Origin of the sequence: Solwaraspora sp. WMMA2056 (assembly GCF_030345095.1) — a bacterium.
Classification (GTDB): Bacteria; Actinomycetota; Actinomycetes; order Mycobacteriales; family Micromonosporaceae; genus Micromonospora_E.
This window is the reverse complement of record NZ_CP128360.1, coordinates 1,434,601-1,446,671: the sequence shown is the minus strand read 5'-3', so window position 1 is coordinate 1,446,671 and position 12,071 is coordinate 1,434,601. Positions and strand designations below refer to the sequence as shown.

9 protein-coding genes are annotated in these 12,071 nt (G+C 72.5%); all 9 read right to left on the bottom strand.

What is annotated here, in order from left to right; genetic code table 11:
• Positions 1-758 precede the first annotated feature (758 nt).
• The 9 genes from O7608_RS06700 to O7608_RS06660 all read right to left on the bottom strand — a co-directional run bounded on the left by O7608_RS06700 (position 759) and on the right by O7608_RS06660 (position 12,060).
• Positions 759-1,763: a LamG-like jellyroll fold domain-containing protein gene (locus O7608_RS06700; protein ID WP_289209140.1), complete on the bottom strand. Its 1,005-nt coding sequence runs from the start codon at positions 1,761-1,763 to the stop codon at positions 759-761.
• On the bottom strand, positions 1,736-4,423 hold the full coding sequence (locus tag O7608_RS06695) for a DNRLRE domain-containing protein (RefSeq protein WP_289209139.1): 2,688 nt from the start codon (positions 4,421-4,423) through the stop codon (positions 1,736-1,738). Before O7608_RS06695 ends, O7608_RS06700 begins: the two co-directional genes overlap by 28 nt.
• Positions 4,424-4,467: 44 nt before the next feature.
• Positions 4,468-7,203 carry a hypothetical protein gene (locus tag O7608_RS06690; protein WP_502959208.1) on the bottom strand — a complete coding sequence of 912 codons (2,736 nt, stop codon included), beginning with the start codon at positions 7,201-7,203 and terminating at the stop codon, positions 4,468-4,470.
• A 210-nt stretch (positions 7,204-7,413) separates the two neighbouring features.
• A complete protein-coding gene (locus O7608_RS06685) occupies positions 7,414-7,653 on the bottom strand; it encodes a hypothetical protein (RefSeq protein ID WP_289209137.1) in 240 nt (79 codons plus the stop codon).
• A gap of 115 nt (positions 7,654-7,768) precedes the next feature.
• Positions 7,769-8,284: a DUF6924 domain-containing protein gene (locus O7608_RS06680; RefSeq protein ID WP_289209136.1), complete on the bottom strand. Its 516-nt coding sequence runs from the start codon at positions 8,282-8,284 to the stop codon at positions 7,769-7,771.
• 142 nt (positions 8,285-8,426) lie between these two features.
• Positions 8,427-9,197 carry an ABC transporter ATP-binding protein gene (locus tag O7608_RS06675; RefSeq protein WP_289209135.1) on the bottom strand — a complete coding sequence of 257 codons (771 nt, stop codon included), beginning with the start codon at positions 9,195-9,197 and terminating at the stop codon, positions 8,427-8,429.
• Positions 9,194-10,258, bottom strand: coding sequence for a FecCD family ABC transporter permease (locus O7608_RS06670; RefSeq protein ID WP_289209134.1), 1,065 nt, complete (start codon positions 10,256-10,258; stop codon positions 9,194-9,196). The genes O7608_RS06675 and O7608_RS06670 overlap by 4 nt, the downstream gene beginning before the upstream one ends.
• Positions 10,255-11,037: a class I SAM-dependent methyltransferase gene (locus O7608_RS06665; RefSeq protein ID WP_289209133.1), complete on the bottom strand. Its 783-nt coding sequence runs from the start codon at positions 11,035-11,037 to the stop codon at positions 10,255-10,257. The genes O7608_RS06670 and O7608_RS06665 overlap by 4 nt, the downstream gene beginning before the upstream one ends.
• 12 nt (positions 11,038-11,049) lie before the next feature.
• The gene (locus O7608_RS06660; protein WP_289209132.1) at positions 11,050-12,060 is read right to left on the bottom strand and encodes an ABC transporter substrate-binding protein; all 1,011 of its coding nucleotides are present in this window, start codon (positions 12,058-12,060) and stop codon (positions 11,050-11,052) included.
• Positions 12,061-12,071 lie beyond the last annotated feature (11 nt).

Here is a 12,071-nt window from a genome sequence, read left to right as displayed (position 1 = left end):
GGTCGCGCCGAAACTGCCCTGCGCGGAAGCCTCCGAGGCGACCATCGCGAACAACGCCGTGCCGGCACCGACATCGATCGTGGCGGTGAGGGTGTCCGCTTCCGCGTTGTTGACCGCCGGCACCGGCTCCGGCGCGCACGTCGGCGCGTCCGGCGTGGTCAAGGCGCACTCGGGCAACCGGACCAGCCGCAACCGGGCACCGAAGTCTCCGCCGTACGCGTCGGCGATCCCGGCGTAGCTCAACGCCAACCGGACGGTGCCGGCACCGGTCTCGCCGGCGGCCCGTCCGATCCGGGTGACCGGTCCGTCGACCTTCGCTTTCGTCGACACCGCGCGGTCGAGGGTCTGCACCCGCACCTTGTTCGGCGGTGCGGTGCCGGCCGCCCGGCCCGCGGCACATGCCGGGCTGGCCACCGGCGTCACCGGTACCTCCACCGTCCCGGCCGCCGGCCAGGCAACCTCCGGTGCGGTACGCAGCGCCTCCTGCACCACCGGGTTCGGCTCGCGGGGCGGCACCGGAGCCGCCGGGCGGTCCGGGGCCGGCTCGTCCTGCTGCTGGACGGGCGGTGCCCCGGAGGACGGCTCGGCCCGGGCCGGGCTGTCCACCCCCTGGAGCAGGCCGGCGGCGACGACGACCGCCGTTGCCCAGGTGACACCGGCGGTCAGCCGTCGACGGCGGGCCGGGGTCGCAACCAGAATCCGGGAACTCATCACCACTCCAGGGGGGAAGAAGGCGAAGCAGGCGGGAAATCGGCGCATCACACGTACGGATCGGGACTACGGCCAGCCATCCGTTGGATGGTCGTATCGTCGGCGACTCCGGTGTAGACGCGTACCTCGTCGACGACACCGCCGAGGTACTGCCCGAAGGTGCCGTTGTGCAGGGCTCGGCCCACCTGCAGCGGCCCGTTCGCCCGCCAACCTGCGGTGTACGTCGTGGTCCCGGTCGCGGTGACGATGCCGTTGACGTACAGCCGCACCTCGTTGCGGAACGCGTCGTAGACCACCGCCAGGTGCTGGCCGGACTGGTCGGCGCTCGGCAACTGTTCACCATCGAAGACCAGGGTGGTCTGTGGGTCGTTGTTATCGCTGTGCGACAGCACCAGCTCCCAGCGGTTGGTGCTGCCGCAGCGGATCACGAATCCGCTCGCCGCGACGCCGGCCTGGGAGAGCACTGCCTGGTCCCGGTCGCCGCAGGTCGGGCTGGGCAGTCGGACCCGGGCGGCGACGGTGAAGCTGCCGTCGGTCACCGCCACCGGCGCGTCGGTGCGGGCCCGGTCGTCGACCCCGTCGAGCACCAGATGTCCGCCGCCGACCAGTGGCGGCTCGGCGAACGGATCCGCGTCGACATCCGGTGCGTAGAGGTGTGCATCGCCTTCCAGCAGCAGCTCCTGGCCGTCCTCGTCGTAGGCGGGGCTGCGGTCGTCGGAGACGTCGTCCAGCGGCCAGTAGCCGAGGCGGATCGGCCGCAGGGTGGACAGCACGCTCACCTCGCGGGGTACGAGCACCCGGTCGAAGACGGCGATGTCGGCCAGTTCACCGGCCCAGCCTGCGGTGTGTCCGCTGCGGGCGTACGCCCGACCGATCTGCACCGCGCCCCGGGACTTCCAGGCCGACCGGCGCTGCGCCGTCGGTTGGACGTCCCCGTTGACGTACAGAGTCATCGTCTTCAGGTGCGGATCGTACGCCGCCGCCAGGTGCGTCCACTCGTTGCGGATCGCCGGGGCGGTGCTGGTCACCGACCAGCCGCCCAGCGACAGCACGTCCGTCGACGGGATCGCGAATTCCCACTTGTGCCAGCATCGAAGCCGAGGGTGAAACCGGGCTCGCCACTGCCGTCCTGACTGATCGCGACCCGGTCGGCGGTGTCGTCGGTGAGCCGCACCCAGGCGCTGGCTCCGAACCCGGTCGACGTGTCGACCAGCGCCGAACTGGTAGTCGCCAGGTAGCTGTCGGCGGCGTCACCGGTGAACCGGATGGCCCGGTCGAACTGGCACTGGGGGCCTGAGTCGCCGCAGCCCGGCCCGGACACCCCGAACGTCACCCCGGCTCCGGCGGTCGCCGGGTGGTTGCCCCGGGCGTCCTCGGCAGTCGCGGCACCGACCGTCTCGCCGAGCCCCCACTCGCCGACGGCCAGCCGGGTCGGGAGGAAGAACAGGCACGAGGCAATCGCCGACCGCAGGCCGGACTGGTCGACCGCCTGCACCGTCACGAGGTTCGGGCCGTCGTCGACCGGCATCCAGCGCAGCGACACCGGCCCGCCGGGGGTGCTCGGCACCAGGACATTGTCCGGCAACGGGTTGGTGTTGAACCCGTACAGGTAGCGGACGGTGTCGGTGGAGGCCGAGTCGAAGGTGAAGGTGCCGTAGATGCCGACCCCGCCCCGGTGCTGATCGTCCTCGACGCAGGCGCTGGTGTGCTCACCGGCGTCGAGCGGCAGGTACTCCGGCGAGTCGATGTCCGGCGCGGCCGGCGCGGTGGAGTCGTAGACGAACTGGCAGTTCGCGTGCGCGTCCGCCTCCCAGCTCCACTTGCTCCAGGCGTGCGAGTCGCCGGTGCGCACCTCCCAGGTGATCGGGGTGTTCTGCGGGATGTTCGACGGCAGGGTGTACTGGAAGCGGGATCCGCTGGCCTTCCACCCGGTGGTGAAGTAGCGGTTCACCCGGGTGCCGGCCGCGTCGTACCAGTAGTAGAGGATCTCGCCACGGACCTGCTCGGTGTGCGCCGAGCTGTGGTCCGGGTCGCGCAGCACCATGAACAGCGTCGGCGGGGTGTCGACGTACGGGCGGTTGGTGCCGGTGACGCAGACCCCACCCGGCGACATGGTCAGGTCCGCCCGCTTCGGCTGGGTCGGCGTCCGGTTGTAGTGCACCGACAGGATCGCGTTTCCGCAGAACCGCTTGAACGCCGTCTGGTCGCTCTCGTTGGTGGCGGCGAGTCCGAACGTGGTCGTCGACCAGCCCCTCGTCACGGCTTCCCGCACCGCCGCCGTGGCGGTGAAACCGACGTTCTGGTTGGTCGACGTGCAGGAGCTCTGCTTCGCGGTCGGTGCCTTCGTCTGCTGCAGCACGCTCAGCGCCGGCTTGTTGTTCCAGTTCGTGCCGGAGCTGATCCCCGAGCCGGCACGGTACAGCGAGACGTTCTTGGCAGTCGAGTTGTACGTGTGGGTCATCGTGACCCGGAACTCGGCGCTCAGGATGGTCCGCCCCGAGTACGGCGTCGGCAACGCGTAGTAGATCCGCTTGACCCCGACGTCGTTGCACTGCCCGGAGCTCACCGGGCAGTCGCCGACGCCCTCGGTGCCGGAGAACTTCCAGTACTCCTGGTTGGGGTATCCGCTGGCGACCATCGCCCAGGCACTGTTGCGGGTGTCCTGCCAGATCGGGTCGATGTAGACCGGCCAGCGGGTCGCCGGGTCGGTGAGCATCGCCTGGTCCGGCACCAGAGTCAGCTGGTCACCGTCGATCCGCCAGTCCACCGGGGCGAGGCTGGCGCCGGGTGGCGCGGCCTCGGCCGGGTCGCTGACGACGGCGGCCGCGTCGGGTGCCGTGGCGTCGGTGGCGGCCCGGCCCTGCGGTGCCGCGCCCGGCTCGCCCGAGTCCCACATCACCGGGGCGGCGGCCTCCAGCACCGGCGCACCGGACGTCGTGTCGACGGCGGCGAGCCCACCGTCGGCACTGTCCTGCACGGTCAACCCGGTCGTGGCCAGGTCGAACTGCAGCTCAGCCAGCTCCGACTGCTGGGCCGCCTCGGGAGTCTTGACCACCAGGACGTGTGAGAACCCGGTCACGCCGACGTCGACCACCAGGTCGACGCCGGGCAGCACCTCCGGGTAGGTGACCTGGTCGCCGTCGACGGTCGGCGCCGGTAGCGGGCCCGGCCAGTCGAGGGCCAGGCTGCGGCCGGCGCGGTCCACCCGTACCAGCGGGGTCTCGTCGCCGCTGGCGACGTCGCCGCCGGAGAGCCGGATGCCGAGCGCGGCGGCCCGGGGGACGATGCTGCCGTCGGCGGCGGCGACCAGGTTCGGGTCGGTCGGCACCCAACGCCCGTCCCGGACCACCCGGAACGGTTGGGCGTGCTGCACCGAGGTGAGCGTGCCGTCCGGGTTGGCAAACGTCTGGCTCGACTCGCCCTGAAATGCGCCGATCTCGACACGCTCGCCGGTGTCGACCGCGTGGGCGACCGCCTCGGCCTCGGTCTGCCGCACCGGTTCCGTGCCGTCCGTCGCCGCCACGTGCACCGATTCGGCTGTCTCCGCTGCCGCAGCGTCGGTCGCCGGGGCCGGCTCGGTCTGCTGCCGCGCCTGGTCCGGGGCGGCCACCGCCGGTCCGGTCACGACCGCGTACCCGGCCAGCAACCCGGCCAGCCCGAGGCCGAACCCGAGCCCGCGCCGCCGACGCATCGTCCGTCTGCCACCGATCACGTCACTGCCCTCCCCCGTGCTGCCGTTTCGTCCGTTGCCGACCATCAGTTCGCCGCCGCGCCGAAGGCGACCGCTGCGGCCGGGAAACCGCCCTCGCCGGCCCGCCACACGTGCTGCGGGGTCGCCGACCCGGCGGCCAGCGTCGACCACTCGATCGCGTAGACCGCCCGGTCGGAGTACGGGCTGGCCACGTGCAGGTGCGTCGGGCTGCCGGAGATCGACACCCCGATGAGTTCCTGGGCGACCGGCGTACCGGGCAGGGCGGTGGCACCACGCTCGACCGTGGCGTAGCCGCTGACCGGGTCCGCCGCCGCGCCGAACACCCGCACCACGCCGGCGTCGGCGGCCGGGCCGGTGTCCTCGCCGGGGGCACCGACGGCGAGCAGCAGGTTCTGCGCGGTCGCGGCCGATCCGGGGGCGAGGTTGACCAGGTGGACCCGTTCGCCGAAGTAGTCGCCCTCCTCGTCGCCGCTGGGGATGCCGACGATGTGCTGGGCCAGCACCGGCAGCTCGGTGAACCCGCTGTCGGTGATGTGGAACCGTTGGACGACGCCGGTGTCGGCGATGCCGGCCGCGCCGTACTCCTTGCCGGGCACGCCGACGGCAAGGAACGAGTCGGTGCCGCCGGCCGGAGCCCCGACCGCCCGGTACTCCACCATCGACAGTGACTTGCCGAAGGTGTCGTTGGCGGTCGAGGTGCCCCAGACGTTGGCCCGGTTCTGGTCGAGTACGGCGACCAGCGTCGGCCGGCCCGAGGTGAACTGGTGGCTGAAGACGTTGACGCCGCCGGCGAACACCTCGGTGCCGATCGCCTCGCCCGGGGCGCCGACCGCCAGATGGTGTGGTGAGGCGGCGACGGCGTACCCGGTCATGTCGTCGTTCTCCAGGTCCCCGACGATGCCGCCGCCGCCCTGGCTGAGCAGGATGTTCGCGGTGCCGCGCAGGTAGTGCACGACGCCGGTGTCCACGGCGGTGCCGACGTCCTCGCCGGGTGCGCCGATCAGCAGGTACGCCGCACCGGCGGCGGTGTGCCCGGCCGCGAGGGAGAAGCCGAACCAGTCGCCGGCCTCGGCGGTCTCCGGGAACGCCGCCTGGCTCTGGTGGTAGACCAGCGACGCCGGCCCGGTCGCGAGCCCGGTCGGCGAACCGAGCAGTACGTAGACGACTCCCACGTCGGCCTTGCCGTCCAGATCCTCGTACGGCACCCCGACCGCCAGGTCGGTGCAGCCGTCATGGTTGACGTCGTAGCTGGCCAACGCCGTACCGAACTGGTCGCCGGCCTCGGCTGCACCGGCCACCTGGGCATTGTTCTCGTGCAAGGTGTCGACGGTGCCGGTGCCGGCGTATCGCACGTGCACCTGGCCGGCCTTGGCCTGCCCGGCGACGGTCGCTTCCGGGTCGGCGATCGCAACGTCCGACACGCCGTCACCGTTGTAGTCGTTGGCGGCCCCGCCGACGCAGCCGTCGACCGGTGGCGCGGTCACGTAGACGGTCATCTCGCAGAAGCTGGACCAGACGGCGCTACCGGCGACTCCGTCGTTGGCGCGCACCCGCCACTGGTATCGGCCGCCGTCGAGGAACGCCCCGGCGGGTACGGTGACGCTCGCCGTCGCGCCGGAGGCGACGTTGGCGACGGTCTGGCCGCCGAGACGGGCCGAGGCACCGACCATCCACCATTCGAACTCGACCGACATCGCCGTACCGTCGCCGTCGGCGACGCTGGCCCGCAGCTGCGGGGTGAGCGTGTCGACCAGCGGTCGGCCCGAACCGGTGACGCAGGCGGTAACCGGCACCGTCGACCGGGCAGTCACCGTCGGCCACGCGTTGTAGGTGACCGACGCGTACGGCACATGGGCGGAGGTCGTGTGCTCCCGGGAGCGGAACTGCTTGAAGGTGGCGACGTCGGTTTCGTCGGTGGCCCGGATGCCCATGTGGGCCTGGCTCGCCCCCGCGGTCGCCGCCCGTTGGAAGAACGCGGTGCCGCTGATCGTCAACCAGCCGTCGTCGCAGCTGGCGTTGTAGCCCTTGGTCATCGTGGAGGTCGCCTCGTGGTGCAGCCACTGCGGCTGGTTCGTCCAGCGGGTCGCGGTGCTGGCCGCACCGGTGGACCAGACCTCCCAGGCCTTCGGCGTGCAGGAGTGCGACCACCAGTTCCAGAAGTAGACGGTCGCCGAGTTGATCTGCTTCCCGGCGAGCACCGCCGCGTTCCACGTGACGAACGACCGGGTGATCGTCGGCGGGCTGGTGGCGAGCAGCCCGATCTGCAGGTCGGTGGTGCCGCTCCGGTCGGTGGTGACGCCCTCCTGCACGTACCCGTCGAAGGTGGTCGACAGCGGGTTGACCGTCGGGTCGAGAGTCACCGGGTAGACGGTGTCGGGTGCGTCCAGCCAGTCGGTGTCGGGCCGCAACCGCAGGTCGACGCCGTCGGGGCGGGCGGTGACGGTGGTGTCGATCGGGGCGGTACGGGCCGGCGTACCGGCCGGGGTCGTCTGGGCGTCCCACATCGCCGGGGCCGGTACGGTGGCCAGGGTCACGCCGTCGGCACCGGTGAGGGTGACGCCGCCGAGTTCGTCGTGGGTGTGCCCGGCGATGCCCGGTCCGGTGAGGGCGAGGCTGACGTCGCGGACCCGGTCGGCCGCTGCCCGGTCGGCGACCACGAGCAGTTGTTCGAAGCCGATCCGGGTGGCCCGCACCACCAGGTCGACGTCCGGCAGCACGTCCCGGTAGGTGGCGACGGCCCCATCCAGCTGCGGCTCCGGCAGGACGCCGGTCCAGCTCATCGCGACCCGGGCGGCACCGTGGCCGACGGCGGCCAGTACGTGGGTGCCGGCCGGGCGGGCACCGGAGATCCGCAGGTCGTTCGGGTGCGCGGCGGGGGTGACCGTGCCGTCGGTGGCCCGCCGCAGGCGCAGGTCGACGGGCACCCAGCCGTCGTCCCGGCGGACCCGGACAACGTCGGCGGAGATCCGGGCCTCCAGTTGTCCGTCCGGTCAGGCCCAGACCTCGGTGGTCTCGGTGGTCTGGCCGTCGACGCGGACCGGTTCACCGCTGTCGCGGGCGGCCAGCAGGGCCCGGCCTTCCTCGGTGTGGTCGGCGGCGGCCAGCGCGTCGAACCGCCCCGGATCCTCGACGGAGACTGTGGCGGTCACGGCCAGCAGCACCGCCACCGCGGTGATGACCGCGGTCCGCCGTGGTGCGTGCCTGGACGCGCGCCATCGACCCACTGCCATTCGGTCCTCCCCCGTGCGAGACCTTGAAGCTGAGTGGACTGTGACGCTACGGGGCGGATACTTGACTGTCAATGAACATGTGAACGACGTTGCAGGTCAGCGCAACACTGGGTCACTAGAATCCACGGTGGATGTACGTGGTCGGGTCGGCAGCGCCGGGGCCGAACTCGTCGAAGTCCATGTTGGCCAGTGCCAGGTTGCCGTGCACGCTGAGGACCTGCTCCGGAAGCAGGCGGAACGGCTGACCTGCGGACGACTCCACTGCGTCGTCGTCATAATCCTCGTCGTCGTCGAGCTCGTCGTCATCGTCATCATCGAGCTCGTCGTCATCGTCGTCGACCTGGACGGCGAGCAGCGGCTGCTCACCACGCATGGTCACGGCGTCGGCGACAAAGAAGACCGGCAGGCCCTCGTCGGCCGCGACCGCCGCCCGGATCTCCTCGATCGTGGCGCCGTCGAAGGCAGGGTCGTCGACGATGGCCGCCGGGTTGATGCCGGTGGGGAAGTCCGGGTTGTCGTTGCACCGGCGCAGCACCTGCTGCCAGGCCGCCTCGTCGGAGAAGTCGGTGCGCACCACGCACGGCTCGAACTCCAGGTCGTCGGTGCGGACGATCAGCGGACGGGTGGGCACAGGTGGCTCCTTCAGAATCGACGGCGACGCCGGCAACAACGGTCACACCGCAAGCACGGCCCAGCGGACAGCACGGCCCAGCGGCGCGGGCCGACCTCGCGGCATCGTAGCGGGACCGCCCCGGCCGGCCGGGGCGGCGGCATCACCCCTGGATGATGTGTCGCAGGTGGACGTACGGGCGGCCGTCCGGGTCGTCGTCGACCTGGGCGTGTACGTCGTACACCGCGCCGATCCGGGCCGGCGTCAGCACCTGATCCGGTGGGCCGGCGGCCACCACCCGGCCAGCGTGCAGCAGCACGATCTGATCGCAGAACCGGGCCGCCAGGTTGATGTCGTGCAGGGCCGCTATCACGGTCGTCGGTCCGGCCGCCAGCCGGTGCAGCAGCTCCAGCTGGTGGCGGATGTCCAGGTGGTTGGTGGGTTCGTCGAGCAGCAGCAGCCGAGGTTGCTGCAGCAGGGCCCGGGTGATGTCGACCCGCTGACGTTCCCCGCCGGACAGCGACGACCAGCGGCGGTCGGCGAAGCCGGGCAGTCCGGCGTCGGCCAGGGCCTGCTCGGCGGCGGCGACCTCCGCCGCCGTGGTCGCGGCGAGCAGCGGCCGGTGCGGGATCCGGGCCAGCAGCAGTACGTCACGTACCGACATGTCCACGTCGGCCGCCGTGTGCTGGCTGACCAGTGCCAACGTACGGGCCAGCGCCCGGCGTGGGACGGTCGTCGCGTCGACGCCGTCGAGCAGCACCCGCCCGGTGTCCGGCCGCTGCAGCCCGGCGAGCACCCGCAGCAGGCTGGACTTGCCGGAGCCGTTGGGGCCGAGTAGCCCGACGAGGGTGCCGGGTGCGGCGTCGAGGGTGACGTCGGCGAGCAGCGGCGTACCGCGTACCGCCCAGCTGATCTTCTCGGCGCGCAGTCTCATGCCCGCGCCTGCCGACGGCGGATAAGCAGCGCGAACGCCGGCACCCCGAGCAGGGCGGTGACCACCCCGACGGGCACCTCCTGCGGCGCGAAGACGGTACGGGCGGCGGTGTCGGCCCAGATCAGGAAGGTGGCGCCGATGATCGCGCAGGTGGGCAGCAGGATCCGGTGCCGGGAGCCGACCAGGAACCGGGCGGCGTGCGGCACGGTCAACCCGACGAAGCCGATCGCGCCGCTGGCCGCGACGAGGACCGCCGCCAGCAGCGCCGTGGTGGTGAACAGGGCCGCCCGGACCTTCGCCGGGGCGAAGCCGAGGGACTGGGCGACGTCGGTGCCGTAGGTGAACGCGTCGAGCGCCGGGGTGGCGGCCCAGCAGATTCCGACCGCGACGGCGGTGACCGCGGCGGCCAGCGCCACCGACGGCCAGCTGGCCATGGTCAGCGAACCGAGCAGCCAGAAGGTGACGCCCCGGGTCTGCTGCGGTGAGGCGGCCGAGACGACGATCAGGCTGGTGACGGCGGCGAAGAGTTGGCCGACGGCGACCCCGGCGAGCAGGATCCGGGACGGTTCGGTCCAGCGCCGGCCGGCCATGGCCAGGGCGGCGGCGAACGCGGCGACGGCGCCGACGAACGCGCCGCCGGTGAGCGCGGCGGTGCCGACGCCGAGGCCGAAGACCAGCACCGACACCGCGCCGGTCGACGCCCCGGCGGAGATGCCCAGCAGGTACGGGTCGGCCAGCGGGTTGCGGGTCAACGCCTGCAGGACCGCGCCGCAGACCGCGAGGCCGCCGCCGACCAGGCCGGCGAGCAGGACCCTGGGGGTACGCAGGTTCCACACGATGCTGTCGGCCAACGGCGGCAGCCCGGTGACCGGGAGTCCGAGGTGGACGGCGTGGGTGCGGAACACGTCGGCGACGGTCAGGTCGGCGGTGCCGATCGTGGTCGCGGCGGCGATGCTCAGGGCCAGGACGGCCAGGGCCAGGGCGAGGACCGGCCCTCGGGTGCGGGCACCCCGTGCCGCCCGCACCCGGGTGGGACTCGGCCGTGGCGGCGCGATGGTCATCGGCGGGCGAAGACCACGTAGTCGTCGAGGTACTGCCAGATGGTGCCGACCTCGGTGAAGCCGGCGGTACGCAGCGCGGCGAGGTGGAACTGCAGCGGCGAGTCCGGCTGCTGCGGCCGGTCGGCGAAGCGCCGCTGCCGCTCGGCGGTCAGCGCGGCGAGTGCGGGGACCTGCGCCGCCTCGGTGTGCCAGGCGTCGTAGCGCAGCGCCCCGGCGGCGAACCCGTCCTGCTGGGTCTGCTCGTCGTGCCGCTGGGCCAGCGTCGCCAGGGTCGGCTGCTCGGGGCCGAACCGCAGGTGGTCGGCGTTGAGCAGGATTCCGCCGGGGCGCAGCAGCCGGGCGGCGGCGGTGTAGACGGCGAGCAGTTGCGCCGGGGAGAGCCAGTGCAGGGCGGTGGAGCTGACCACCGCGTCGACGGTGTCGACGCCGAGCCGGTCGGCCCAGTCGTCGGCGACCAGGTCGAGGTCGCGTACGTCGGCGCGGTCGCCGTGGTCGGTGAGCGCGGCGGCGGCGATGCGCAGCAGCATCGGGTCGTAGTCGACGGCGACGCAGCGGGCGGCGGGCAGTTCGGTGAGCACCCGGTCGGTGAGGGCGCCGGGTCCGCAGGCCAGGTCGAGTACGGTCGCCGGCCGGTCGCCGAGGTGCAGGCGCAGCACGTCGCGCATCGCCTGGAATCGGTTCTCCCGGTGGGCGACGTACGCCTCCTGTTGGGTGTCCCACAGGTCGAGCAGTCGACGGGCGTCGGCCGGGGTGAGCTGGTCGGTCATCAGGTCGGTCATCGGGTTGCTTCCTCAGGAGTCGGTGAGCTGGGCGAGGCCGGCGGCGACCGCTTCGACGGCGGTGACGCTGCGTACGGACGGGTCCATCGACGATCCGGAGACGGTGATGAACCGGCCGGCCTTGACGGCGTCGAGTTCGGCGGTGGTCGGGTTGCTCCGCAGGTAGTCGATCTTCGCCTGGGCGCTGTCGCCGTCACCACCCCGGGTCAGGTCGGCCAGGACGATGACGTCGGGGTTGCGGGCGGCGATCTCCTCCCAGCTGCCGGCCGGCCAGGTCTGTTCGGCGTCACCGTAGGCGTTGGTGACGCCGAGTCGGGTGCTGATCGCGTCGGGCAGGCCGCCGGAGCCGGCGACGTACGGGGTGGCGGTGCCGGAGTAGTACCAGAGCAGGCTGGTGTCGGCCGGTGCGGTGGCCTCCGCGATGGCGGCGTCGAGCCGGCCGCGCTGGTCGGCGACGAGTGCCTCACCCCGCTCGGTGACGCCGAAGATGGTGGCGATCTCGGTGATCTCGGCGAAGATGCCGTCGAAGTCGACCGTGGTCTCGCCGGTGGCGGGGTCCTCGCAGGCGAAGCGGGACAGGTAGGCGGGCACGTCGAGGGCGGCCAGGTCGGCGCGCGGGCCGGCGGCCTCCGGGCCGTACGCGGAGGTGAAGGTGGAGTAGACGAAGTCGGGCGCGGCGTCGAGGACGGCTTCGCGGTTGGGGTAGAGGTCGGCGAGGACCGGTACGGCCGCGTAGTCGTCGGCGAGTTCGGGCAGCACCGGGTCGGTCTGGTAGCTGGTGCCGATCATGCTGTCGGCCAGGCCGAGGCTGAGCAGGATCTCGGTGGCGTTCTGCTCCATGGCGAGGGCCCGGCGCGGCGGTGCGGCGACGGTCAGCGTGGTGCCGCAGTTGGTGATCTCGACGGCGTCGGCCGCCGGGGTGGTGGCGGTGCCGGCGCTGTCGGTGGGGCTGGCGGTGGCGCAGCCGGCCAGGCCGACCGCCAGCACCACCGCCAGCCCAGCGGAAACGGTAACGGTTTTCATGTCGGCAAGCT

What these genes read in the sequence shown, in the direction of transcription:
- O7608_RS06690 (WP_502959208.1), bottom strand. Translation starts at nt 7,203, where the DNA reads ATGAGCTGGACCGGCGTCCTGCCGGAGCCGCAGCTGGATGGGGCCGTC.
- O7608_RS06675 (WP_289209135.1), bottom strand. Translation starts at nt 9,197, where the DNA reads ATGAGACTGCGCGCCGAGAAGATCAGCTGGGCGGTACGCGGTACGCCG.
- O7608_RS06660 (WP_289209132.1), bottom strand. Translation starts at nt 12,060, where the DNA reads ATGAAAACCGTTACCGTTTCCGCTGGGCTGGCGGTGGTGCTGGCGGTC.
- O7608_RS06665 (WP_289209133.1), bottom strand. Translation starts at nt 11,037, where the DNA reads ATGACCGACCTGATGACCGACCAGCTCACCCCGGCCGACGCCCGTCGA.
- O7608_RS06670 (WP_289209134.1), bottom strand. Translation starts at nt 10,258, where the DNA reads ATGACCATCGCGCCGCCACGGCCGAGTCCCACCCGGGTGCGGGCGGCA.
- O7608_RS06685 (WP_289209137.1), bottom strand. Translation starts at nt 7,653, where the DNA reads ATGGCAGTGGGTCGATGGCGCGCGTCCAGGCACGCACCACGGCGGACC.